We start from the raw sequence: 25,716 nt of genomic DNA, 5'->3' as shown, positions 1-25,716 counted from the left end.
CCGTTATGACCCTGCTCAAAGCCGTTTTATTTGAAATCAACGGAGTCTTTCTGAACGATACGGCCCTCCAATTTGAGCTGATCGATGACATTTTGCTGGCCGAAAATCTTCGACCCACCGACCGCCTCTATCGCGACAGCAGCCTGGGCAAAAGCGATCGCCGCTGCCTCAAGGAAAATCTTGCACTCCGGGGGCGGGTATTCTCCGAGGTGCAACTGGATAGTCTCATTCAACAAAAATCTGCACTTTACCAAAACAAATTACGGGAAATAAAGCCGTTCCCCCTCTATGAAGACGTTGTTCCCCTAATTTCGGCGATTAAACTCAAAAATATTCCCGTGGGGATTGTAACGGGCTATTGTCGTGCCGATGCCGAATTTATTCTCCAGCAAGCGCAACTTGACCAAGCTTTTGATGTGATTGTCACCGCCGATGAAGTGAAAACGTTTAAACCGAACGGAGATGGTTATCGCCTGGCGATCACCCAACTGAACCAGAAATTTCCTGACGCTCAAATTCAACCGGAAAATTGTCTCACCGTTGAAGATAATTTCCATGGTATCCAAGCCGCTAAATCCGTCGGTATTCCCGTGGTTGGCGTCGCCCATACCTATCCATTTCATATGTTGCAGCGTTGCAGTAACTGGTGTGTGGACTACCTCAGCGATCTAGAACTCGAACGCATCGATCCCAGTCTTGCGCCCCCCGCAGAGGTGCTAAAATAATTTTTCGTTCTGGGGAATTAGCTCAGCTGGTAGAGTGCTGCGATCGCACCGCAGAGGTCAGGGGTTCGAATCCCCTATTCTCCATCCCCCAAAAAACTTGCCTACAATGGGAGCATTCCGCCGCGAGAGGTCGTGACAATGGCTACCGTAACCCTTGATCTCCAGCCCGTTTTGACCCTGACCCAAGACCAATTTGCCCAGCTCTGTCAGGCGAATCCCGATGCCAAATTAGAACGCACAGCCCAAGGAGAACTTGTGATCATGGCCCCTACTGGTGGTGAAACTGGCAGAGTCAATTTTGAACTCAATGGCCAGCTTTGGTACTGGAATAAACGTTTCGGTTTCGGCAAATGTTTTGACTCCTCGACGGGCTTTGTTTTGCCCAATGGTGCGACGCGATCGCCGGATATGTGCTGGGTCGAAAAGTCCCGCTGGGATAGCCTTACCCCAGAACAACAGCAAAAATTTGTTCCCCTCTGCCCTGATTTTGTCGCCGAATTGCTCTCGCCCAGTGATCTGGTGCAACAGACCCGGCAAAAGATGCAGGAATATTTAGCCAACGGTTGTCGGTTAGGCTGGCTCATTAACCAAGGCGATCGCCAAGTGGAAATTTATCGTCCTGGTCGAACCGTAGAAATTTTAACGACCCCTAAACAGCTTACCGGAGAAGATATTTTACAGAATTTTGTTTTAGATCTCAGTGATTTATGGTGATAGCTTCCCCACAAAAAAATTGGTTTTGCAGCATCTTTAACCGACCCTTTTTAGAAAGTATGGCACCATAGAAGCAATCATCATTGAGATAATGAGAGAAAACACCAACCATGCCGACTATCACCTTCGGAAATCAAACCATTACCTGCAATCAAGGCGATAATTTACGTAAAGTTCTGCTAGCCAACAAAATTAGTCTTTACAATGGCAATGCAAAAACTATCAATTGCCACGGCCTTGGTACCTGCGGCACCTGTGCTGTCGAAATTACTGGCCCTGTTTCAGCCCAGAGCTGGAAAGAAAAAACGCGCCTCTCTCTCCCGCCCCATAACCCAGACAAAGAACGGCGTCTGGCTTGCCAAGTTAGCGTAGAAGGGGATATTACTGTCAAAAAATATGATGGCTTCTGGGGCCAGGGGGATACTGTGGTCAGTGACTGATTGCAACCTTGATCAATATTGATAAAAACCAATCAATTTGGGCGGCGAGACTGGGAAAAACCTAGTCTTTTTCTTTTTTAAAGCCCCTTGACATATCTTGAAAAGGTTAAAAATATCTTAAATAAAGATAAGAAAAAAATATTGTCTTTTTAGGCAACATCAAGCTTGTTTTTCTTGATGTTTTTTCATTAAACAGAAGTGAAAGGTAAGGATATATTTCATTTCTGTAAAGGGCTCATTTTAAGTCTTTTAGGATCGAGGTGTACGGAGAGGGATGATTAAGGAGTTTTTATCGTTATGGTTAGCACTCTTAACACGGCTACGGCTTCTGATGCGAGAACCGAAGCGCTCGTTTTGTGGTTTGAGGAGGTTGGTTCCCTGGATGTGGGTCTGGTTGGCGGCAAAAATTCTTCCCTTGGGGAAATGATTCAGCAGTTACAGCCCCAGGGGGTCAATGTTCCGGGTGGGTTTGCGACGACGGCCCACGCCTATCGGCATTTTGTTAAATCTGCGGGCTTAGAGGAAAAGTTGCGGACATTGTTTGCAGACTTGGATACGGATGATGTGGCCAATCTCCAGACACGGGGGCGGCAGGCACGGGCTTCGATTTTAAATACGCCGTTCCCCCAGGATCTCCAGGTGGCGATCGCCTCTGCTTACAAAAAAATGTGCGAACGCTATGGGGCTAAATCTGATGTCTGTGATCGCTTTGAGGGGGCAGACAAACAAGCCTGCGAAGACAGTGCCCACAACGTCGATGTGGCGGTACGTTCCAGTGCCACGGCAGAGGATTTGCCGGAAGCCAGTTTTGCGGGACAGCAGGAAACTTATCTGAATGTCCACGGTGTCAAGGGCGTTCTCGAAGCCTGCCATAAATGTTTTGCTTCGCTGTTCACCGACCGGGCGATCGCCTACCGCCAGCACAACGGCTTCGATCATTTTGAAGTGGCCCTGTCCGTCGGTGTACAAAAGATGGTACGTTCCGATCTCGCCACCTCCGGCGTAATGTTCTCCATCGATACCGAAAGCGGTTTTAAAGATGCCGCGTTTATTACCGGAGCCTATGGCTTAGGGGAAAACGTTGTCCAAGGCGCAGTGAACCCCGATGAATTTGTGGTCTTTAAACCGACCCTCAAGGATGGCTACAAACCGATTCTCGAACGGCGACTCGGCAGCAAAAAGATCAAAATGGTCTATGCCGGCGGCGCAAAACTCACCGAAAACGTTGCCGTTCCCGAAGAATTGCAAAACAAATTCTGTGTCAGCGACGAAGATGTTTTAACCCTCGCCCGTTGGGCAACCACCATCGAAGAACACTATTCCGGCGTTCGTGGGCAATACACCCCGATGGATATTGAATGGGCAAAAGATGGTCTCACGGGTGAACTCTTTATCGTCCAAGCCCGTCCGGAAACCGTTCAGTCCCAGAAAGCTGCCAATGTGATCCGCAGTTATAAACTCAAAGAAACGGGTAACGTGATTGCCCACGGTCGCAGTGTCGGGGAAATGGTCGGTCAGGGGGAAGCCAACGTAATCCTCGATGTGGATCAAATTAAACTCTTCAAACCCGGTCAAGTGCTGGTCACCCGCCGCACTGATCCCGATTGGGAACCGATCATGAAAAAAGCGTCGGCGATCGTCACTGACCAAGGCGGAAGAACCTGTCACGCGGCGATTATTGCCAGAGAAATGGGGATCCCTGCTGTGGTGGGTTGCGGTGATGCCACGACCTTGGTGAAGTCTGGTCAAGACGTAACCGTCTCCTGTTGCGAAGGGGAAGACGGCAAGATCTACGAAGGGCTGTTGAACTTTGAAGTGGAAGAAACATCCCTCGATAATATCCCCACCACCAAGACCAAAATCTTGATGAACGTTGGGAACCCAGAGCAAGCATTTTCGCTCTCGCCTTTACCTGCTGATGGTGTTGGTTTAGCTCGTCTTGAATTCATCATTGCCAACCACATTAAAGCCCACCCGAAAGCCCTGATTCACTTTGATGAACTCGAAGATCTCATGGTGAAAAAAGAGATCGCCGAACTCACCCATCTCTATGAAAATAAAGCCGATTTCTTCGTGGACAAATTAGCCAGTGGCATCGCAATGATTGCCGCCGCATTCTATCCGAATCCGGTTGTGGTTCGTATGTCCGACTTCAAATCCAATGAGTATGCAAATTTACTCGGTGGTCGTCAATTTGAACCGACGGAAGAAAACCCGATGATTGGCTGGCGTGGTGCTTCCCGCTACTACGATCCTAATTATTCTGAAGCCTTTGGTTTGGAATGTGAAGCCTTTAAGATCGCCCGCAATGAGATGGGTCTGACGAATATTATTCCGATGATTCCATTCTGTCGCACCCCCGAAGAAGGTCGTAAAGTGTTAGCTGAAATGGCAAAACATGACCTCCGCCGTGGGGAAAATGGGCTGCAAGTTTACGTGATGTGCGAATTGCCCTCCAACGTGATCCTCGTTGACGAATACAGTGAAGTGTTTGATGGCTTCTCCATTGGCTCCAATGATTTAACGCAATTAACGTTAGGTTTGGATCGGGATTCTGCCCTCGTTGCCCACATTTTCGACGAACGAAATGAAGGGGTAAAACGGATGGTACGCATGGCGATCGAAGGGGCGAAAAAATACAATCGCAAGATTGGTATCTGTGGTCAGGCTCCCTCTGATTATCCTGAATTTGCTGAATTCCTCGTTGAGTTGGGCATTGATTCTATCAGTTTGAACCCTGATTCTTTACTCAAAACTAAGTTGGCGATCGCCGCTTTAGAACAAAAACTTGGCCGCTAGATTCCTCGGTTAAATCCCTTGTCTTTCCCTTCTCCAATCACTAAATTGGGGAGGGGATTTTCCTATGGCCTAATCTGCGTTACCCGTCGTGTCGGTCGTTATCATTGGAATTGTCCACCTTTGCAATGAGGATTTTTTTAACCCCGATGACAGACGCAAAAAACGTTTTAGGAACTGCCCTCCAGCCTTGCAGTACCGACCCCTTAACCGGATTTTATCGAGATGGCTGCTGCACCACTGGCGCGAATGATTTTGGCCGCCATGTGGTCTGTGCAAAAATGACGCCAGCTTTCTTGGAATTCACCAAAAACCAAGGCAACGACTTGAGTTCCCCCGTGCCCCAATACCATTTCCCTGGCCTCAAACCTGGCGATCGCTGGTGTCTCTGCGCTGCCCGCTGGCAAGAAGCCTTTGAGGTCGGTGTTGCGCCCCCAGTTCACCTCGAAGCCACCCACGCAAAAGCCCTAGAAATTGTTCGCCTCGAAGATCTACAGCACCATGCCTTGGTTTCCTAACGGAGCTTGGATTACTGCCTCCAATTCAGGCCAGTCTCTGCCCCTAAACCAAGGGCCGATTACCCCAAATTTTCTCAAACAGTTGAAGGAACATCTTTTCAGGGGAGTCGGCATCTATAATGAACATCGGTTCGCCATTCTGTTTCACCCCTAGCGGCACAATCTCACCCACCATGAAAATTGCCAAGAACATTACCGAATTAGTAGGAAAAACGCCCCTTGTGCAGTTAAATCGTATTCCTGAGCAGGAAAATTGTGTTGCCCAGGTTGTGATCAAATTAGAAGGGATGAATCCGGCGGCCTCTGTTAAAGACCGCATTGGCGTCAACATGATCGAAGCTGCTGAAGCCGCTGGGGAAATTACCCCCGGTAAAACGATTTTGGTGGAACCGACTTCCGGGAATACAGGCATTGCCCTAGCGATGGCCGCCGCCGCCAAAGGCTATCAGTTAATTTTGACGATGCCAGAAACCATGAGTATGGAGCGACGGGCCATGCTCCTCGCCTATGGAGCACAACTCGAACTGACCTCTGGAGATGCGGGCATGAGTGCTTGTATCACCAAAGCCCAGGAAATCGTCGATACCCTGCCCAATGCCTATATGTTGCAGCAGTTTAATAATTTGGCGAACCCCGATGCCCACCGTAAAACTACAGCCCTCGAAATTTGGGAGGATACGGAAGGGAAAGTCGATATGATCATTGCTGGAGTTGGTACCGGTGGCACAATTACCGGAATCGCCGAGGTGCTAAAAAAATATAAGCCCGAATGCCAGGCGATCGCCGTTGAACCAGCCAATAGCCCCGTACTTTCTGGTGGTAAACCTGGCCCCCACAAAATCCAAGGCATCGGCGCGGGCTTTGTCCCCAGTGTGCTCAATCAAACCATCATTGATGAAGTGGTGACGGTAACCGACGAAGCCGCGATTAATTTTGGTCGTCGCTTAGCTAGGGAAGAAGGTATTTTATCGGGCATTTCAACGGGGGCCGCCCTCTGTGCTGCGATCAAGGTTGCCCAACGTCCAGAAAACAGTGGCAAACTCATTGTTGTGATCCAACCAAGCTACGGGGAACGGTACCTGAGTACCCCCCTCTACCAGGATCTCCCTGCCAACGTGATCCATTCGGTTTGAACTCGTTTTTCCATGCAAAAAAAACCCTCTACATCGCTAGAGAATATAGGGGGCTTTTTGTTTTTATTGAATGATTGGCTGGCTCAATCGAGACGAATCATCTACTTAATAAACAGCATTTCCTGGTAAGTGGGTAGGGGCCAGAAGCTGTCTGGTAGTTCGTTTTCTAGCAGGTCTGCGTAGCTACGAACCTCATCCATCAGAGGGCGAATGGTGCTCGCGCAATAGTGCATATGTTCTTCTGTAGAAGCAAAATCTTCTTTTTCAAAGGCAGCACTGAGCTTTTCGGTGGCAGCCATCAGGTCATTGGTGAGACTAGAAACAGTTTCTGCACTTTTCTTCTCGAGGGAAATGCCGAGATTCACAAGGGCAGTGATGGTACCTGACAACTTAGACAGGTATTCTACAGCGGCAGGATAAACCATGGTTTTTGCCATGTTCATCACCAGCTTGGCTTCCACTTCGATGGATTTGATATACTGCTCGGCGTACACTTCAAAGCGGCTTTCAAGCTCTATGGGGGTCAAGACTTTGAGTCGGTCAAACAACGCTCCAACTTCTGCTTCCTTGAGCACAGGTAGGGCATCCGCCGTCGTGGGGAGGTTACGTAAACCGCGTTCTTCAACGGCCATCCGGTGCCATTCTTCGGAGTAGCCATTGCCACCGAAGATCACAGAACCATGTTCGTTCATGATTTCCTTGAGAACTGTGAGGATGGCTTCGCTGATTTCTAATCCTTTTGCTAATTCACTCTCAAGGCGATCGCCAATCCACTCTAGGGAATCGGCCAAAATCGTATTGAGTGCCACCAAAGGCCCAGACACAGACTGGCTAGAACCCACAGCCCGGAATTCAAAGCGGTTCCCAGTAAAAGCAAAGGGAGAAGTCCGGTTGCGATCGCCCGCATCCTTGGTCAGTTCAGGCAGTACCGCCACACCGAGATCCATAACGCCTTTCTTCTTCGACTCAGAAACAGTGCCATTTTTGATTTGTTCAAAAACTTCCTCCAACTGAGAACCGAGGTACACAGACATAATGGCTGGGGGGGCTTCATTGGCACCGAGGCGGTGGTCGTTACTGGCATTAGCAATTACCGCCCGCATCAAAGGCCCAAACTTATGGACACCACGGATTACCGCCCCACAGAAGACGAGGAACTGAGCGTTGTCATGGGGAGAATCGCCCGGATCCAGCAGATTACCCTGGGTTGCATTCCCCACAGACCAGTTCACGTGCTTACCAGAACCATTGATCCCGGCAAAGGGTTTTTCGTGGAGCAAGCACATAAAACCATGCTTTTTCGCCGTGGTTTTGAGGGTGGTCATGATCAACTGTTGGTGATCACTGGCCACGTTTGCCGCTTCAAACACAGGCGCAATTTCAAACTGACCCGGTGCCACTTCATTGTGACGGGTTTTTGCGGGGATACCGAGCTTATACAGTTGCGCTTCCACATCCTGCATAAAGATTTGTACCCGCTCAGGGATGGCCCCAAAGTAATGATCATCAAATTCTTGGCCCTTAGCCGGAGACTTACCAAAAAGGGTACGACCAGCCAAGAGAAGATCCGGACGTTGGTGGGCGAAGTTAGAGTCAACGAGGAAATATTCCTGTTCTGCCCCACAACTGGAATTGACCCGGGCGATTTCGGTGTGACCCAACAGTTTTAAAACTTTCTGGGCTGCCTTATTCATGGCATCGATGGAGCGCAGTAGGGGCACTTTTTTATCGAGTGCTTCCCCGGTCCAGGAGACGAAAACGGTAGGAATACAAAGGGTCGAACCATTTTCGGTTTCCATGATGTAGGCCGGACTGGTCACATCCCAAGCCGTATAACCCCGTGCTTCAAAGGTGTCACGGATCCCACCGTTGGGGAAAGAAGAACCATCGGGCTCCCCTTGTACCAGTACCTTACCGGAAAATTCGGAGATGACTTTTCCATCGCTCTGGACAGAGACGAAACCATCGTGTTTCTCTGCGGTGAGGTTGGTCATCGGGTAGAAGACGTGGGCGTAGTAGAGAGCGCCCTTAGACATCGCCCAATCGCGCATCGCTGTGGCCACAGCATCGGCCACGGAAGGGTCTAGTTTTTCACCGGAAGTGATGGTGTTTTTGATAGATTTAAAAACGGCCTTTGGGAGACTGGCCTGCATCTTACTCAGATCAAAAACATTAGTAGCCCAAGCTTCTTCGAGCTTAATGGGCGGTTCACACTTGATGGGGGTACGATTGGTAATTTGCTGAATCGCTTGAACACGGGCGGCGTTTCCAGTCATAGGTTTTTCCGTAGATCTAACCGCACTATACTACCCAAGACTAATCCTAAAAACAGATAAGATCTATACAGAAATCGAATTCACTTTTGTTTTTTTCATCTGCTTTTTGGGGGATTTTTCCAAGCCCAATACCATTGGATCACAAGTTTTTCTAATTCTACCCAAACAAAGAGTAGGGTACTGACCCCCAAACAAATTAACAGTTGCTGGCCAGAGAGACGTTGGGTGTCGAAAAATAGCCGTAGGGGTTCGACATAGATCAGCATGAGTTGGAGGATTGTTGTGGCGGCCACGGCAATAATTAGGTAGGGATTCCTTAGGGGATTACTGGTTAGGGTCAGTTGGGTGCGGGAACGGACGGCGATCGCATGGCCCATTTGAGACAAGCAGAGGGTAGTGAACACCATGGTTTTCCAATTGTCGGGGTGGGCATTGTAGCTATAGGCCATGAGGGCAATGCTGATCACGGAGAAAATCAAGCCAATGCGCAGAATATAAGCACCTAGCCCCCGCGCAAAAATACTTTCCTGGGGATTAAAGGGACGGCGTTGCATCACATCAGGTTCAGCGGGTTCGATGGCGAGGGCCAGGGCGGGTAAACCATCGGTGACGAGGTTCATCCAGAGGATTTGCAGGGGAATGAGGGGCACTTCGGATAAACCGATCAAGGGAGCAGCGGCAATGGTAATTACTTCGCCGATATTGCTACCGAGAATGTATTGGATAAAGTGACGAATATTCGTGTAAACGACCCGGCCTTCTTCGGTGGCAGCGACAATGGTGGCAAAATTATCGTCAAGGAGCACCATGTCACTGGCTTCTTTACTGACATCGGTGCCCGTAATTCCCATGGCAATGCCGATGTCAGCTTGTTTAAGGGCAGGGGCATCATTAACCCCATCTCCGGTCATGGCGACAAATTTACCGCGACTTTGGAGAGCCTGGACGATGCGCAACTTATGTTCTGGGGCCACCCGTGCATAGATACTCACGGTTTCGACCATGGCTTCTAGATCGACCTGGGAAAGTTTACTAAGCTCTAACCCTGTGAGAGCCTTGGCGTCTGGGGTCGCAATGCCCAGTTGTTGGGCGATCGCCTGAGCCGTAAGTTGGTGATCACCAGTGATCATCACGGGCCGAATCCCGGCGGCGCGACATTTCGCCACGGCCTCTTTGACTTCCGGACGGGGCGCATCCATCATCCCCACTAGGCCCAGCCAAACCATTTCCTGTTCCGCATTTACCTCAGCTTGGGCTTCTGGTACATGAGTTAAGCAACGTTGGGCAAAGCCCAAAACCCGTAAACCTGCCTGGGCCATTTCATTGTTGCGCTGGAGAATCGCGGCCCGGTCTTCTGCTTGGAGGGGAAAAATACCTGTGGCAGTTTGGTAGGCTTGACAGCGCTCCAGCACCAACTCCGGCGAACCCTTGCAGCAGAGCAAATAAGCTGCCGTTGATTCAGTTTGGTCAGGGTTTGGCGTGGCGCAAATAACGCTCATACGTTTGCGTTCCGAGGAAAAGGGAAATTCTCCCAGGCGGGGCCATTCTTTCTGGAGAGCTTCAGCAAAAAGATCCCCTTTGCCAGCCAGACTCAGTAAAGCCCCTTCTGTGGGGTCGCCAATAATCAGCCAATCCCGGTCGTCTTGTTTTAAAACGGCATCATTGCAGAGGATACAAGCCCGTAATAATTGCTGCACTTCGGGATGTTGAGTTGGATTGAGGCTTTGATCCTGGGACAAAAATTCGCCGACAGGGGCGTACCCTTCCCCGGTAACCCGGAGGGACTGGTCTTGGGTTTCTAGGCGCTGTACCACCATTTTGTTCTGGGTAAGGGTACCCGTTTTATCGGAGCAAATGGTATCGACAGAACCAAGGGTTTCAACGGCAGGTAGTTTTCGGATCAGGGCCTGGCGTTTCACCATGCGCTGGGTGCCAATGGCAAGGGTAACGGTGATTACAGCGGGTAAGCCTTCTGGGACGACGGCCACGGCCATACTCAGGGAAACTTCGATTAATTCTTTGATGCGACTAAAATTGCCCACCTGGAGGCTACCAAAAACCACCACCAAAATCACGAGGATAAGTGAGCCGGTGACTAGAATTTTGCCGAGGTGGGCCATCCGCTTTTGGAGAGGGGTTTGGCTAGCTTTGACGCTTTGGAGCATTTGGGCAATCTTGCCGAGCTCGGTGCTCATTCCAGTGGCAGTGACCAAGATCTTGCCCCGGCCTTGGAGGACTTCTGTGCCTGAAAAAACCATATTTTGGCGATCGCCTAGGGGCGTATCCGCTGCGAGCCCCACTGGACAAATCCTTTTGGTGACGGGGTTGGCTTCTCCGGTTAAGGCTGACTCGCGCACTTGGAGCTGGGCCGCTTCGAGGACGAGACCATCGGCACTGAGTTGGGAACCAGCTTCGATAAACATCAGATCTCCGGGCACCAACTGGGCCGCTTTGACTTCAGAAAATTGCCCCCCACGACACACCCGCACCTGGGGAGAAGACATTTTCTTGAGAGCGGCCAGGGCTTTTTCGGCGCGACTTTCCTGCATGAATCCCAACAGTCCATTGAGAACCACAATGGCCATAATGGCGATCGTATCCTTGAAGGGAACCGTTCCTTCCGGTAAGGCATTGGCACGGAGTTCTACAAAATCAATTACCCCAGAAATTAGGGCCACGACAATCAACATGATCAGCATCACATTTTTAAACTGATCGAGGAAAATTTCCCAAGTATTACGCCCCCGACCGGCTTCGATTTCATTGGGGCCATAAAACTGTTGACGTCGTTCTACCTCTGGCCCTTCTAGGCCCTGTTGTTCATCCGTTTGAAATACTTGGAGGACATGGGCGATCGCCTGATGGTGCCAAGGGGCGGCTGGGTCTGGTAAAGAAGTCTTTTCGTGGAGATCACTCACAATCACAATCCAAAAAAAATATCGCTCAAATATTATCCGTAATCATAAAGGTTATCGCTCGAATATTGCTTTAAACTGGCAAAAATTATGAATTTTTGTTATACTATTAGTAGCGGCCATTTTTCGACAATAGCAAGGCAAAATGTAACGGCTTTTGGCGAGAGTCAAGCAGGCAATAGAAGTTGTGAAATAATAAAAGTAGGGGACTTTGTACTCTGCATCAGAATTAATTTTTCGCTAAATTTTTTGGGGCAATAATCGACTGTGACGTCAGCTCCAATGATGTGAACAAGTACCCGCCGAAAGCCGATGACCTAGGTAACAAAAAGACCGTCGAAAAACTGGCTCGGTTTTGTGCAAAATTGGCAGGAGGAAATAAAATTATGAAACGCCTATTATTAGCCCTCGCAACCCTCACAATGCTCTTGGTAATCGCCAAGCCAGCTAGGGGCGAAAACCCAGACCACGTAAAACGTCTGTTGGAAACGGGTGCCTGCCAAGGCTGTAACCTCATTGGCGCGGATCTCAGGGAAGCGCACTTAATTGGGGCCGATCTGCGGGATGCGAACCTCAGTTATGCCAACCTCGAAGGGGCCAACCTCGAAGGAGCCGACTTAACGGGTGCGAACCTTTCTGGGGCCGACTTTACCGATGTTTTTCTCACCAATGCGGTCTTAAACTATGCCCGAATCAACCGGGTAAATTTCACCGCAGCACGGATGTATGACACCCATGTTTTTGGGGCTGTGATGGAAGATTTAACCTTAACCGATGCAGAATTGTTTAATACCGATATCAGCGTTGGTGGTAGCTACGAAGACTTTGAATTGCCCGAACAACAATAAAGAGTAATCTGCTATTGTCCTTTCAAGACTGATCGGCGAAAGGCACCATGGCAAGCTCCCGAATATTTTCTCAGAAAGATTTTTATCTACTCGGCATTTGGGTGGGGTTAGGAACGTTATTGCGCTTCTGGAACCTCACCCTTAAGTCTGTGTGGGGAGATGAGTGGGCCACTTTAGTCTTTAGCTTGGGTCACGGTTTCCGGGAGATTCCCTTAGACCAGTTGATTGCGGCAGATCTTCTCCTGGCACCACTCCGCTATGAAACTGGCACGAATCTTGCGACAGTCAGCGAGATGCTCCTCAGTGAGAGTAACCATCCGCCTTTGTACTACTGGCTGACCCACCTCTGGCTCGATTTGTGGAGTACAGACGGGGAATTAATCAGTATTTTTGTGGGGCGATCGCCGGCTGCTTTTTTTGGGGTTTTACTCATTCTGGTGGTGTTCGGGGTGAGTACTTGGGTTTTTAAAAATAAATGGGCGGCCCACGGTGGGGCGATCGCCATGGCCCTATCCCCCTACGCCGTTTATCTTTCCCAGGAGGCCCGTCACTATACCCTGGCAATGATTTGGATGACCCTGTCCTATGGATGCGTTGCGAAAATAATCCAAGCTCAACAACAATCACAAAAAATTCCGTTTCAAGTGTTATTAGGCTGGCTAATCGTTAATACTTTAGGGGTAGCCAGTCATTATTTCATGGTGCTATCGCTCTTTGCGGAAGGACTCGTTTTACTCTTTTGTTATGGTCAGGCTTTAAGAAAAAATTGGCCCCAAAAATCTCCTGCAAAAATCTTTTTCCCAAGCTATTGGCAACGGATTTTCTGCGGGGCGATCGCCTCGGCAATTGTCGTTTTTCTGCTGCTCAGTCACTGGCAAAGCCAAAATAATGACGAACTGACTTCCTGGCTCAATCAAGACTACGGTTGGGGGTTGGGAAATCTGCTGCCACCGCTCCGTTCCTTGGGGTGGGCTTTGGGGATGATTTTTATGCTACCCATCGAAGCAGATCAAACTTGGTTAGTGGTGGCCGCGGCGATCGCCCTTTTGCTGATTTTGCTCTGGTTTCTCCCTAATCTCACGGCGGCCTTTAAACAAAGCTGGGCACAATTAGAAGTCAAAATTTTCACAGGTATTATTCTTGCGAATCTGGTCACAATTCTTGGCATTACCTATGTGCTGAAATTGGATATTACCCTAGCCCCCCGCTATCATTTCATTTATTTCCCGGCGTTAACGATTCTATTGGGATTTTTCCTAGCGCAGATGGGGCAAAATATCGCCTGTTCTAAGTTATTCTGGCCCCAAAATTGTCGTCTCAGTGCCCTAATAATTGTGGGTTTAATGGGTTTAAGTAGTTTGTGTGTCAACGTCGATCTTGCCTACCGGAAGCCCGAAAATAATCAGGCGATCGCCCAAGTCCTCCAACAAAATTTAGACTGGAATGACCCTCAAATTTTTGCGACCCATTACTACGAAATTGCCGTAACCCGCACCCAGATGGGCCTTGCCTGGGCTTTGCATCACCTCGATCCCAGCCTGCAACCTCGGTTTTTAATTCTCGATAACTTTTTCAAACAGGATACAGCCGCCAAAGTCCTTGCTGAAACTGCGACTCAGCTCACGGCACCAACCCAGATCTTGATGTTTAATACCCATTTTGCGCCCCCAGAATCCATCTGTCCGTTGCAACCGGAATCAGGGCAAAAAGTGACCGGATATCGCTATCGTTTATATTTTTGCGATCCTTCTTCTAATTAATTTCCCCATCACCAAAAAAAAGAGACCTACCCATGGTAAGTCCCTTGTTAGTTAAGTTAGATATTTTGAAAAACCAAATGAATCTTAGGATTCAAACAAGACGTTAGGCCGCTGCAAGGTTAGCCGCTACGAAGTCCCAGTTCACAAGACTGGTGAGGAAGGTGTTGATGTAGTCGGGGCGACGGTTTTGGTAGTCGAGGTAGTAGGCGTGTTCCCAAACGTCCATGGTGAGGAGGGGAGTTTGGCCTTCGGTCATGGGGTTGCCAGCGTTGCCAGTTTTAGTGACCTTGAGGGTGCCATTGTCGAGGACGAGCCAAGCCCAACCACTACCAAACTGGGTGCCACCAGCGGTTTTGAAAGCCTCAACGAATTTATCGAAACTACCGAAGTCGGCGTTGATTTTGTCGGCGAGGGCACCAGTGGGTTGACCACCGCCACCGGGCTTCATGCAGTTCCAGTAGAAGCTGTGGTTCCACGCTTGGGCAGCGTTATTAAACAAACCTGCTTTGGCGGGATCTGCAGCTACGGCTTTGATTACGTCTTCGATACTTTTGCTATCCATGTCGGTGCCAGCTACGGCATCGTTGTACTTGGAGACATAGCTCGCATGGTGCTTATCGTGGTGAAATTCTAAGGTGCTCTTCGAGATGTGGGGTTCGAGGGCAGTGTAATCGTAGGGTAATGCAGGTAGTTCGTATCCCATGGTGGTGTTTTCCTCGTTGGAGTTTGCAGGATGCTTCAGAGATTTCCTATCTCAGGAAGATTCTGAAGTGAGAGTTGTTCGTAGAACGTACTGATCGAGATCTTAGCATGAACATTTACCGACCCTGGGTAGAGACATCCGCACCCTGATCCGCTGTGGGGCGATCGCCAAAACCTGATTTTTACTGCGACAGTTGGGCACAATGCACCACGACAAAAGACCCCTGGGCGATTGGGCACCAGAGGTCTTTGATTTTCTGAAGATAGTTTTTTCGATGGAGATAACCGGACTCGAACCGGTGACTTCTTGCATGCCATGCAAGCGCTCTACCAACTGAGCTATACCCCCTTAGGCACGGATAATATATTGCCCTAACTATTTTAGGCTTGTCAAGCTTTGGGGGAAAAAGTTTTGGCTCACCCTAGCTCATTTGGGCTTCGGGGACGGCTTGCTGGTGGTTTTGGGTGATTTCGACATAGATATGTTCGAGCTGAATGCCTTGGCGGGCAATGGAATCGATGGGAATGCCCTGAAAAATATCGAGAATGTCTGAAAGTTCTAAGGCTTCTGGTAGCCAAAAGGCGAGATCACCACCATAGTCCCGTTGGGTAAAGCCGGCGGCGGTGCCCTTGGCGATCGCCCCTTCTCTATCCGTCGTTTGCAGCAGGACAACTTCCTTGGCGGGAATCCGTTGGCGTAATTCCGGAAGCGTCCCCTCGGCGATAATTTGTCCCCCTTTCAGAATGCCAATGCGCTGGCAGAGTCGCTGGGCTTCATCTAAAAGATGGGTCGTCAGCAAAATCGTCATGCCTTCATCCCGGAGCCGCTGGATTAGTTGCCAAATTTCATAGCGGGTTTCGATATCTAGGCCCGTGGTCGGCTCATCTAAAATCAGCAATTGGGGTCGGTGCATCAGGGCAATGGCAATGTTCATCCGCCGTTGCATCCCGCCACTAAGGGTTTCGACAGGAGCACCGTGGCGATCGCCGAGACCCACTGCCTCCAAACAAGCGCCGATCTGCGCCTGACAATCCTGTTTCGACAGCCCATAGATGCGACCATAAAACCGGAGATTTTCTGCACAGGTCAGGGTTTTGTAGAGCAAATTTTCCTGGGGGGCGACACCGATGATCTTTTTCGTGGCTTCAGAAAGAGGAGAAGCGGCAATTTCAATGGCACCACCGTCGGCCTGGAGTAAATTACACAGGATATTAATGGTTGTGGTTTTTCCGGCTCCGTTCGGCCCCAGGAGGCCATAAATTTCCCCGGTGTCGATCCACAAATCGAGGCCCTGGAGCACCGGGCGTTGGCCATAGGCTTTTGTGAGGTTGTTAATTTTCAACATAGGCGATCGCCTTTTTTCCCAATCTTAACCGTTGGGGAATTTGAGGGGCTATAAGTCCCGCGCTCTATCGCTTCGATGAGCGCCGGAATACTTCGGCAAGAGTTCGGCGAGGCTCGCTCACTCGAGCTGCTCAGTAACAACATGGACTCCTCAAGGTTGCTGAGTGGGGTTCGATGCCCTCGAAGCAGCCAGATTCGGTAGCCTTTTGATATGGTCTCGAATCAGTTCAGCGCTAGAGCTCCCCCGTTCTTCTGGATTTCGCTCTAATTTGTCCAATTCTTGCTGAGTCAATCGAACTCGAAAAACTTTACTTCTTGCTATTGTTGCAGTCTCCTTGTACTACAATGACTGTATCAGCTAACCACTGACTAGATTGACTCAAACGAACACGTCTCAGTAGCGTGGTGAACAGCGCAAACTCTAGGAACGGTATTGAACCTTGATAATTGGTAGGGCGTTGCATCAGGAAGAATGACAATACTGTCTGAAGCCACTGATGCGTAAAACCAATTTGGTTGCGTTGTACAGAACTTTGGTTCCTTGTACATAGTCTCCGTGGGGCATCAGGAGACTCTAAACTGCCTGTGGACGTATCCATAACGGGGAATGGCAACATTCTAGGGAGGACGGATGAAGCAGGAAATTGATCGAGAGCGATCTTGAGAAGCCCGCTCTGTATGCGTAAGCATCAGAGTCGGGAGTATGTCACCCTTGCTCTGGTACACCGAGGGTCGTAACATAGAGCACCGCCTCATCATCGGGAATGCCGAGAACCTCATTGACTTGATCATCAAAGAAGCCTCCAATGCCACTGACCCCCAAGTCTAGCTGGATTGCAGCGAGGTTTAAGCGTTGTCCCAATTGGCCTGCATCCATGTGTAAGTATCGATAGGCGCGATCGCCATAGCGACTGACTGCTGCCCCTAGATCTGCCGTGTGAAAGACCAAGGCCGCCGCATCCCGACCTAAATCTTGACCTAAACAAAGGTAATGCAACTCTTCGCGAAAATTTTTAAAGCGTATTTGCCGCAGTGCCTGGGCCTTAGGCGCATAGTAATAGCAACCCGCCTCTAAACCCTCTACCCCAGAAACCGCTACAAAAGTCTCGATCAAACTCAAGTCAAAATAGTCCGGATCGCCTAGTAGACCCTGTTCTCCATAGTCCTCAGGATGATAGGTAAAGTGGAGTATCAGTTGCAATTCTTCGAGGGTGAGGTCTTCCCCGGTGTAGGCCCGGGTCGAGCGCCGTTTTAACAGGGTTTCTTCTAAATCCTCCTGGTCTTCGCCCCAGTCAATGCGCTGACGATAACGATTTTCGGCATCAGTATTTGCGAGGGAAACCTTTAAGCAAAATGGAAAATTATATTTGTCTTCTAACAGATTCGGTTGGTGGGGGGGCACCGAAGCCTTGGCCTGAATCATCGAAGCTTCATGGAGCGCTTTAAGTAGCTCGTCCTCTGCCAAATCAGGGTAATTGAAGGCCACCGGAGAGGGTAAGGCGGTTTTGCCGTGACTGGTTGCTTGGGGTTGTGGATTGAGGGCCATAATACTGGTCACAGCCTCTGTTTCACCATCAAGATAGAGGAGTTGATTCATCAGGCGATCGCTAAACCCACCGATGAGATGGGGGCGAAATCCATGGGCTGTGGCTGCCAGGTTCACATTGCCTAGCAAATGACCCGTATCTAGAAAAATGCGACGGTAAGCCCGGGCTTCATAGCGCCAAGCCGAGCGATAAAAAATTGCCGTTGTTACTAACGCGAGTTGGGTTTTTTCGAGGGCCGGATGGCGAAAGCAAGCTTCTTGGAGATCGACCCAACAGTGGTTATCCCAAAAGCGCAACAGGGTATGGGTTTGGGGCTGGTAGTGGTAAAGGCCCGCCGGGAGCAGTTCAGTGCCCCGGGAGATGAGATATAGTTCTGCCGGATACAGACCCCCCGCCGAAGGAGCAGTTCTGAGGTAAACAAAATCTCCCCCAAAGGTCGGGATTTTAGCGGTCAGCCCGTAGCTCAACAACAACAAATAGGACAGGTTTTCCCATTGGGGCTCATTGCGGTCAAGTTCTAAATAGGGCTTGAGATCGTAACTGGTGCCAATTTTGTAGCCTTTGAAGGGACTCGGCTGCTGGGACCAGTCTAGGGATTTGCCCCGCTTGGAAAGGGTTTGAGGATCGTATTTGGTGCGTTGGTGATAATGGGCTGAGAGGGGTAAAGATCGGCTCATTTTTTCCCGAAAGCAAGAAAACTCTTCCATTATCCCCCTTGCTTCCCCCTTGACGGAAACTTTTTTCCCGGCGATCGCTTCTTTAGGTAGCATGAAAGGCAAGGCGATCGCCCTTTGGAGTTTTCGGTTATTGACTATGAAAATCACTGCTTTACGATCGATGCTGCTACTTGGTTTGTTCAGTAGTGGTGGCATCCTGCTTGCTCCCTCCCCCAACCAAGCCCAGACCCTCCTGGCCCAAGGAAATCTTACCCTTGCCTTTGGCCTGAACCAAGCGAAAAATCTCGCCCGCCAAGCCGCAGAGGATGCCAATGGTGGCCTGAGTCAATATCGGGCCGAACCTTCCATGCATGGTGATCCCTTGGCGTCCCCCTATGTGGACAATGGCGATGGCAGCTATACTTTCACCTTCCGGGGACGGCAACCGGCATCCACGGATTATGTCTACGAAACCGTCGTAACTGTCACTGACGATGGCACCGCAACCATTGATTACAACGGGCCAATTCGCTCTGATAATTTCAACAGCACCAATATCGCTGCGGCGAGCCTCGACCTCAACCAAGCGAAGAACCTCGCCCGCCAAGCTGCAGAACGGGAAAATGGTGGTTTGAGTCAATATCGCGCTGAACCCTCCATGCATGGTCTAGCAGAGCAATCTCCCTACGTTAGCAATGGTGACGGCAGCTATACCTTTACCTTCCAAGGCCGTCGTCCCGAATCCCTTGATTACACCTACGAAACAGAGGTCAAGGTGCTGACGGATGGGAGTACCCAGATTCTTTACAATGGCGACGTGCGCACCAGTGACAGTACCGTAGATTCCGGCGCGACTATTGTTGATCTCAATCAGGCGAAGAACCTCGCCCGCCAAGCTGCAGAACAAGAAAATGGCGGTTTGAACAACTACCGGGCTGAACCGGCAATGCACGGCAATCCCAATGAGTCTCCCTATGTACTAAATGCCGATGGAAGCTACACGTTCACCTTCGAGGGGCGTAGACCCGGCTCCGTTGACTACACCATTGAAAGCGTTGTGACTGTTACCCCCGATGGCACCGTAACCATCAACTCCAACACGAGTCTGTAAACGGCCCATTTCACTGGGAAACAATTAACGGCGAGACCTTCCCAGGGAGGCCTCGTTTTTTGTGTCGGGGCTGTCTTGATGGAAAATTGCTTACAATTTCTAAACTCCCTTCAACAATGTCTTGTCTTGGCCATGGCTACCTTGAATTCAGTGCCTTTATTGCAAGATCCTGAGCGATTGCAACAACGTCTCCGGGAAATTCCAACGGAGCCTGGGGTTTATTTTATGCACAGTCGTCAGGGAGATATTCTCTACATTGGCAAATCCAAAACCCTGCGGAATCGGGTGCGGTCTTATTTTCGGGATGCCCGCTTGCATTCGCCCCGCATCGAAATGATGGTGCAGCAGGTGGCGGACATTGAATTCATTGTCACGGATACGGAAGCGGAAGCTTTGGCCCTCGAAGCAAACCTGATTAAGCAGCACCAGCCCTATTACAACGTGCTGCTCAAGGATGACAAGAAATATCCCTATGTGTGCATCACCTGGTCGGAAGATTATCCGCGTTTTTTTATTACCCGCAAACGCCATATCGGCAGCAAAGGCGATCGCTACTATGGCCCCTATGTGGACACAAGGTTACTGCGGCATACTCTGGGCTTAATGAAACGGATTTTTCCGCTGCGGCAACGGCGACAACCGCTGTTTAAACATCGACCCTGTTTGAACTACGATATTGGCCGCTGTCCGGGGGTTTGTCAGCAGTTGATTTCCCCCCAGGAATATCGACAGACGGTGCAAAAGGTGGCGATGGTCTTCCAAGGGCGCAGCGGAGAATTGATTGAAACCTTGACGGCCCAGATGGCCCAGGCGGCAGAGAATCTCCAGTTTGAAAAGGCGGCCCAAATCCGCGACCAAATCAAAGCAATTGGTGCGCTCAATGCCGATCAAAAGGTGAGTTTACCGGATGATCGGGTGTCCCGGGATGCGATCGCCTTGGCTGCCGATGAACATCACTGTGCGATTCAACTTTTTCAAGTACGGGCGGGGCGACTGGTGGGAAGATTAGGCTTTTTTACGCCCTTACCAGAAAATTTGGGGCCAGATTTAACAGTGGAGTATGGCAAAATCCTCCAGCACGTTTTGGAAACCCACTATGCAAACGTGGACGGGGTGGAAATTCCGGCGGAAATCTTGGTGCAATACCCCCTCCGAGACCAGGAATGGCTTGAAAAGTTTCTGGGTGATCGCCGGGGCAATAAAGTGCAAATCCGCCAACCCCAACGGCAACTGAAGGCGGATTTGATCGCGATGGTAGAACGCAACGCCCAATACGAACTAAGCCGCACCCAACGCACCGCCACCAAGAATTTAGCGGCCCTCGAAGATTTAGCGAGTCTCTTAGATTTACCAGAATTGCCCAAACGCATCGAAGGCTATGACATTTCCCACATCCAGGGGTCGAATGCGGTGGCCTCCCAGGTGGTTTTTATCGACGGCATTCCTGCCAAACAGGACTATCGCCACTACAAAATTAAAAATCCTGAGATTCACATTGGCCGCTCCGATGACTTTGCCAGCATGGCGGAAATTATGCGACGGCGCTTTAAAAAAGGCTTGGAAAAAGACTGCCCCGATTTGATCATGATTGATGGCGGGAAAGGCCAATTATCCACAGTCATGGGAGTTTTAGAGGAACTCAACCTCGCCGATAAATTAAATGTGATTAGCCTCGCCAAAAAACAAGAGCAGGTCTATCTACCCTACGAATCCAATCCCCTTAAAAGTGAAAAGGAACAGCCTGGCATTCAACTTCTCCGCCGGGTGCGGGATGAGGCCCACCGTTTTGCGGTCAGTTTCCATCGCCAACAGCGTCTCAAGTCCAGCAGGCGATCGCAATTGGATGACATCCCTGGTTTAGGCCACCACCGCAAAAAACAACTCCTGGCCCATTTCCACTCCCTCGACTATCTCCGGGAAGCGAAACCCGAACAAATCGCTGAGGTCAAAGGGATTGGGCCGCGTCTCGCCGAGGAAGTTTTCCGCTATTTTCACGCGAGTGATTAAAGGAACCACCAAGGACAAAAATTTCGAGGTTTTTCCATAAAGCTAACTGCTTAGGTTTCGTTGCCATAGGTCGCTAACCATTGATCTAAATCAGCACGGGACTGCATATCCAATAAGGCTTCCCCCAGAGCCTCCAACTGCAACCGAGACAACTGGCGCAAACGTTTGAGTACAGCGGCATCTAACAAACCAAGACGGCGGGATAAGAGTTTTGTAAGTAGTGTGAATTCTCCCTCCTCAATCCCCTGCTGTAATCCCTGCTGTAATCCCTGTTGTAAACCTTGTTGAAGTCCCTGTTGCAAACCTTGCTCTACTCCTTGGACGACTCCCCGATTGAAAATTTTTTGATAGATCACCGATTCCTGCATAAGTTCCTCCTGGAAAAATTGCTCGATCATCGCATCTGTAAACTTAATCCCAGCTAAAATTTGCGTTGCAGCCTTGAGATTTAATTGTTCTGTCCTGTCTTCAATCCTATCCAATTGCTGACTGACTTGCTGCAACAGTTGTTCGGGAGCCTGGGTTTTTGCAAGAACCGCCAAAGGCAACAAACTCGGCAACTCAAAAAAGAGCTGTGGTTCTAGCTCCCAGAGCCGAATCACCCGGTAGCGATGAGTGGTTCGTTGTTGTTGGAAATAATCCTGAAACACTTCGGGCATCGTAGTGGGCTTGAGAAAAATAACGACTTGCTCAATCTCAAGGCGATAACGCCGATAAAGCCTCACCCAATAGTCCAACATCCGCAGGGGCATTGGTGGGTTAGAAGTAGCCACCGTTTGAAATTCAAGATGGAGAATTTTTCCAGCAGTCTCCAAGAAAAACACCCCATCCACCCGGATTGGTTCGAGGTTCAATTCTGTATTAAGAAAGCTCACACTCTCAAGGGCTGATTCCCCCAGAAGCCAATGGACAAAAGGATGGGGATCTATTTCCAATAAAAACTTGAGAATGTTGTCGTAGCTCATTTCACCGAGGAACGATAGACGTTCTTAACCACATCACTGAGGCGGGCCATTGCGGTTTCAATTTCACTATCGGTAGCTGTCAAGCTAATGCGGAGACATTGCTGCTTATGGGGCCAATCTTCGCGCAAGCCTGGGAAAAAGGGACTGCCCGGCACGGCAATCACGCCCACGGCTTTTAGTTCTTGGTACAGTTCCCAGTCGGTTATCGGCAACTCATCAAACCACAACCAAGCAAAAATCGCCCCTTCCCCTCGGTGAAGATACCAGGGCACATCTTTGGGCATCGCCCGATCTAAGGCTGCTTCGAGGATTTGGATTTTGTTTTGGTAGTAGGGCCGGATCACCGTTTCGGCAATATGAGCTAAGGCCCCCGATTGGATCGCCCGGGCGGCGATCGCCTGACCATAGCGCGACGAATGAATGCAAGCATTGGTAAGAAAAGCCTGTAAAACCCCGATAAAACGCGGTTCCCCAATGGCAATCCCTACCCGTTCTCCCGGCAAGCCCGCTTTAGAGAGGCTCAGGCAGTGGATCACGTTACCGCCAAAGAGGGGTTTCATCTCCGTGAAATTCAGAGCTGGGAAAGGAGGGGCATAGGCCGAATCAATAAATACTGGCACATCATGGACGGCAGCCAGATCAGCAATCTTTTCGGCTTCTTCGTCGCTGAGGACATTTCCCGTGGGATTACAGGGGCGCGAGAAAATTACACAGCCGGTATTTTCATCAATATTAAGCTGACTAAAATCGGGGCGATATTTAAAGCGGTGGTTCGCCTGGTCAATGTCGAGGCTTGGTTTAAAAGCGCGGATGGCCTCTGGGTATAAACTGACGCCCCCATAGCCAGTGTAGTCGGGGCTGAGGGGAAGGATGATCGATTTCAGTTGGCCGACATTATCATATCCACCAAAGGCATTGGCCGCGAGGAAATAGAGGGACTGGGAACCGGGGGTGATGAGAATATTTTCGCCCGTTAAGTTCAGACCATAGCGTTGGTTAAAATCGGTGGCGATCGCCTCAATCAGGGGTTCATAACCCTGGGACGATCCATAGCGACAAACCACTTCCCCATATTCCGGACTATTGAGGAGATCATTGGTGCAATCGCGCCAGAGCCGTTCCACTTCCGGGATAATCACCGGATTGCCCGCACTGAGGTTAATAAAATCTTGGCCTGCCCCTGCTTTTAGGGTATCGATGATGTCTTTCATGATCGCACGCACGCCGGTTAAACGCGACATTTGCGTCCCAAATTTCGATAACAGAGGTGCCTGAGACATTGTTATTTAAGTGGCCTGAAAATTGAACTTTTTCATCTTACCGTTTCTCCGAAATTCTTCCGGGTTTTTGATACAAGACATCAAAATTCTCCGGTTTCATTGCGAGAAAGGTTTCGGCTTCCAAGTTCGTCATCAATGGCTTGAGACTTTCCGTGAGAACGCCCTGGGGATAGGTGCTGTTTGGGCTTGGGTTTGGCGATCGCCCCATGTTCAAAAAAGCAGCTTGTTTGGTCGGGGCCGTTGCTGCGGTAGAACTGGGTGCCTGGGGTAAGCGACTGAGAAATCGTTCTAATTCTGGAGAAATCGTTTCCGTGAGGCGCAGCTTGATCGCCCCCTGGGACAAGGATTGCACGTAGGCTCCCGTGAGAAACTGTTGGTAATTTTGCCCCCTAGTTTGGTGGCGCGCCAAAAAGCTCAAGCTTACCCCCCGCACCATTTGTCGGACTGGTTCTGCCGCGTTGCCCATTACCTCTGGCACCAGGGTACTTTGGGCTAAGGCACTGTCGCGATTGCTGACATCAGTGACGCTCATGTGGGTTGCACCGTCGGCGACGACGAGATATTTTTCGCCGCCCAACTGCTGGAACGGTTTCAACTGGTGGGCCAAGCTTGGGGTGACGGTATCTTTTGTGCTGGCAACGATCAAGGTCGGAATTTTAATTTTTTCTAAACCCTGCTCCCCAAAAATTTGATCACTGAGGGGATTAAGGGCGATCGCCTGTTTGACCCGTTCATCCCGCAAATTTAACTGGTCATAGGGGAGCTTTGCCGCTGCACATTGGAGCCAGTCCCCCGGCGCTCTGGTTAAAGGGGTTGCCCGCTGGCAGTGGGCACGGATAGCAATGGGATCAACAATTCCTCCGGCGATCGCCAAAGCGGTGTAACCTCCAAAAGAGTGACCAATCACTGTCACATTGTCCGTGGCAAAGCGGGTCGTGAGGGTTTGGTCTTGGTTAAGTCGTTCCAGTTGATCCAGCACAAACTGAATATCCATGGGGCGATCGACAAATTCTGTCGCCGGGAGCAGGGTGTCGAGATTTAAGCCCGGATTAAACAGAGACTGAATATTACTGCCGGGGTGATCGAGGGTAACGACGGTGTAACCATGGGAGGCCAGATGCACCGCCAGATAATCGAGAAAATGACGGTTGGCCGCAAACCCATGGGACAAAACCACTAGCTGAGACTGGGATTGGGGACTATCAAAAATATCAATGGGAATGGTGCGATCGCGCTTTGCATCTTGCAAAATTAAACTCTGGCGACGCACAGTTTGGGGGCCGGGGGCTGTGGGGTTGAGGTTTGAGCGTTGAAAAATCTGCGGTTCTGTACTTTCGAGGGCTTCAGTCACCCTCGGCGCGAGGAGTTGATTCTGGATATTCGGTAAATTGAGTTGTAACAAGAGGCCAGCCACCGCCGTAAGATCAATAGTCAGTTCCTGCTTGGGGTAAGCCTGCAACAAATTCAGGGCGCTGATTTCTACTCCCTGACCTAACGCCAAATCCACCGTCGCCTGGAGATCCTGAATAGAAGTTCCCGGTAGGGCCGTTTGAATTTGCGCCAAAATCTGTTTTCCCGTAGGCGATCGCCACAACTGATCAAAAAACTGATCCGCCATCTCTGGCTCGATCTGCAAGCGTCGTTGGAGAAATTTCTGCAAATTACCATCCAAAAATACCCCATAGGGTCGGAGGTTGCGGGGGACTTGACCCGTTTCGGCAAAGGTTTCTAAATCTTCTAATTGTAAAGTTTGTTGAAGTGGCCCTAATTTTAGTCGGAGGGTTTCAGCGGCGATCGCCCTTTGACCCCAGGCTCCACCTAAACTCAACAGACCCACCATCACCCATACTTTCAGATCCCGCAACTGTCTTTTCATAGTCATACTGCACCGTTGACGATTATCCCCAAACTTTTTTGGACTCCCTATTGCCCCAGAAGTTCCTAAAACAAAACCACCCCTCAATTAGAGCAGGTGGTG

At 50.0% G+C, this 25,716-nt stretch carries 18 protein-coding genes and 2 tRNA genes; 11 read left to right on the top strand and 9 right to left on the bottom strand.

Annotation, left to right across the window (positions count from 1 at the left end; translation table 11 throughout):
* Positions 1 to 5 precede the first annotated feature (5 nt).
* From AWQ24_RS01380 to cysK, 7 genes are all read left to right on the top strand, one after another.
* Positions 6 to 725, top strand: coding sequence for an HAD family phosphatase (locus AWQ24_RS01380; RefSeq protein ID WP_065715796.1), 720 nt, complete (start codon positions 6 to 8; stop codon positions 723 to 725).
* Between the two features lie 11 nt (positions 726 to 736).
* Positions 737 to 809, top strand: a tRNA-Ala gene (locus AWQ24_RS01375).
* Between the two features lie 54 nt (positions 810 to 863).
* Entirely contained in the window at positions 864 to 1,439 is a 576-nt protein-coding gene (locus tag AWQ24_RS01370) for a Uma2 family endonuclease (protein ID WP_012305887.1), read from the top strand.
* Positions 1,440 to 1,549: 110 nt separating this feature from the next.
* Positions 1,550 to 1,879 carry a 2Fe-2S iron-sulfur cluster-binding protein gene (locus AWQ24_RS01365; protein ID WP_012305886.1) on the top strand — a complete coding sequence of 110 codons (330 nt, stop codon included), beginning with the start codon at positions 1,550 to 1,552 and terminating at the stop codon, positions 1,877 to 1,879.
* A 297-nt stretch (positions 1,880 to 2,176) separates the two neighbouring features.
* A complete protein-coding gene (gene ppsA / locus AWQ24_RS01360; RefSeq protein ID WP_065715795.1) occupies positions 2,177 to 4,678 on the top strand; it encodes a phosphoenolpyruvate synthase in 2,502 nt (833 codons plus the stop codon).
* Positions 4,679 to 4,824: 146 nt separating this feature from the next.
* Positions 4,825 to 5,193, top strand: coding sequence for a DUF2237 family protein (locus AWQ24_RS01355; protein WP_030006051.1), 369 nt, complete (start codon positions 4,825 to 4,827; stop codon positions 5,191 to 5,193).
* A 173-nt stretch (positions 5,194 to 5,366) separates the two neighbouring features.
* Entirely contained in the window at positions 5,367 to 6,326 is a 960-nt protein-coding gene (cysK, locus tag AWQ24_RS01350; protein ID WP_012305882.1) for a cysteine synthase A, read from the top strand.
* A gap of 101 nt (positions 6,327 to 6,427) precedes the next feature.
* On the opposite strand, the gene AWQ24_RS01345 is transcribed toward cysK, so the two are convergent.
* Both AWQ24_RS01345 and AWQ24_RS01340 read right to left on the bottom strand, forming a co-directional pair.
* The gene (locus AWQ24_RS01345) at positions 6,428 to 8,602 is read right to left on the bottom strand and encodes a glutamine synthetase III (protein ID WP_065709941.1); all 2,175 of its coding nucleotides are present in this window, start codon (positions 8,600 to 8,602) and stop codon (positions 6,428 to 6,430) included.
* A 95-nt stretch (positions 8,603 to 8,697) separates the two neighbouring features.
* A complete protein-coding gene (locus AWQ24_RS01340; RefSeq protein WP_083993468.1) occupies positions 8,698 to 11,526 on the bottom strand; it encodes a cation-transporting P-type ATPase in 2,829 nt (942 codons plus the stop codon).
* 377 nt (positions 11,527 to 11,903) lie between these two features.
* Here AWQ24_RS01340 and AWQ24_RS01335 point away from each other — a divergent pair, with 377 nt between their 5' ends.
* On the top strand, positions 11,904 to 12,365 hold the full coding sequence (locus tag AWQ24_RS01335; protein WP_065717265.1) for a pentapeptide repeat-containing protein: 462 nt from the start codon (positions 11,904 to 11,906) through the stop codon (positions 12,363 to 12,365).
* Positions 12,366 to 12,412: 47 nt separating this feature from the next.
* Positions 12,413 to 14,125: a glycosyltransferase family 39 protein gene (locus AWQ24_RS01330; protein ID WP_065715794.1), complete on the top strand. Its 1,713-nt coding sequence runs from the start codon at positions 12,413 to 12,415 to the stop codon at positions 14,123 to 14,125.
* A 103-nt stretch (positions 14,126 to 14,228) separates the two neighbouring features.
* On the opposite strand, the gene AWQ24_RS01325 is transcribed toward AWQ24_RS01330, so the two are convergent.
* From AWQ24_RS01325 to AWQ24_RS01310, 4 genes are all read right to left on the bottom strand, one after another.
* The gene (locus AWQ24_RS01325; protein WP_030006045.1) at positions 14,229 to 14,828 is read right to left on the bottom strand and encodes a superoxide dismutase; all 600 of its coding nucleotides are present in this window, start codon (positions 14,826 to 14,828) and stop codon (positions 14,229 to 14,231) included.
* Positions 14,829 to 15,103: 275 nt separating this feature from the next.
* Positions 15,104 to 15,176: transfer RNA gene (locus tag AWQ24_RS01320), tRNA-Ala, on the bottom strand.
* 73 nt (positions 15,177 to 15,249) lie between these two features.
* Positions 15,250 to 16,173 (bottom strand): ABC transporter ATP-binding protein, encoded by a 924-nt coding sequence (locus tag AWQ24_RS01315; RefSeq protein WP_065715793.1) that lies wholly within the window; start codon positions 16,171 to 16,173, stop codon positions 15,250 to 15,252.
* Positions 16,174 to 16,878: 705 nt separating this feature from the next.
* The gene (locus tag AWQ24_RS01310; RefSeq protein ID WP_065717264.1) at positions 16,879 to 18,396 is read right to left on the bottom strand and encodes a SagB/ThcOx family dehydrogenase; all 1,518 of its coding nucleotides are present in this window, start codon (positions 18,394 to 18,396) and stop codon (positions 16,879 to 16,881) included.
* Between the two features lie 49 nt (positions 18,397 to 18,445).
* Between AWQ24_RS01310 and AWQ24_RS16510 the strand changes: the two genes are divergently transcribed.
* A complete protein-coding gene (locus AWQ24_RS16510) occupies positions 18,446 to 19,486 on the top strand; it encodes a hypothetical protein (RefSeq protein ID WP_065715792.1) in 1,041 nt (346 codons plus the stop codon).
* A gap of 132 nt (positions 19,487 to 19,618) precedes the next feature.
* Positions 19,619 to 21,493, top strand: a complete 1,875-nt coding sequence (gene uvrC, locus AWQ24_RS01300; RefSeq protein WP_065717263.1) for an excinuclease ABC subunit UvrC — start codon at positions 19,619 to 19,621, stop codon at positions 21,491 to 21,493.
* 50 nt (positions 21,494 to 21,543) lie between these two features.
* Here the strand turns inward: uvrC and AWQ24_RS01295 are convergent, their stop codons facing one another.
* Genes AWQ24_RS01295 through AWQ24_RS01285 form a run of 3 tightly spaced genes read right to left on the bottom strand, consistent with a single transcriptional unit; the run spans position 21,544 to position 25,620 of the window.
* Complete coding sequence (locus AWQ24_RS01295; protein WP_065715791.1) at positions 21,544 to 22,458, bottom strand: Rpn family recombination-promoting nuclease/putative transposase; 915 nt, start codon at positions 22,456 to 22,458, stop codon at positions 21,544 to 21,546.
* The gene (locus AWQ24_RS01290; protein WP_065715790.1) at positions 22,455 to 23,738 is read right to left on the bottom strand and encodes a valine--pyruvate transaminase; all 1,284 of its coding nucleotides are present in this window, start codon (positions 23,736 to 23,738) and stop codon (positions 22,455 to 22,457) included. The genes AWQ24_RS01295 and AWQ24_RS01290 overlap by 4 nt, the downstream gene beginning before the upstream one ends.
* A 37-nt stretch (positions 23,739 to 23,775) precedes the next feature.
* The gene (locus AWQ24_RS01285; RefSeq protein ID WP_065715789.1) at positions 23,776 to 25,620 is read right to left on the bottom strand and encodes an alpha/beta hydrolase; all 1,845 of its coding nucleotides are present in this window, start codon (positions 25,618 to 25,620) and stop codon (positions 23,776 to 23,778) included.
* Between the last annotated feature and the right edge of the window lie 96 nt (positions 25,621 to 25,716).

It is taken from the genome of Picosynechococcus sp. PCC 8807 (assembly GCF_001693295.1).
Classification (GTDB): Bacteria; Cyanobacteriota; Cyanobacteriia; order Cyanobacteriales; family MRBY01; genus MRBY01.
This window is presented reverse-complemented; position numbering and strand designations above follow the sequence as displayed.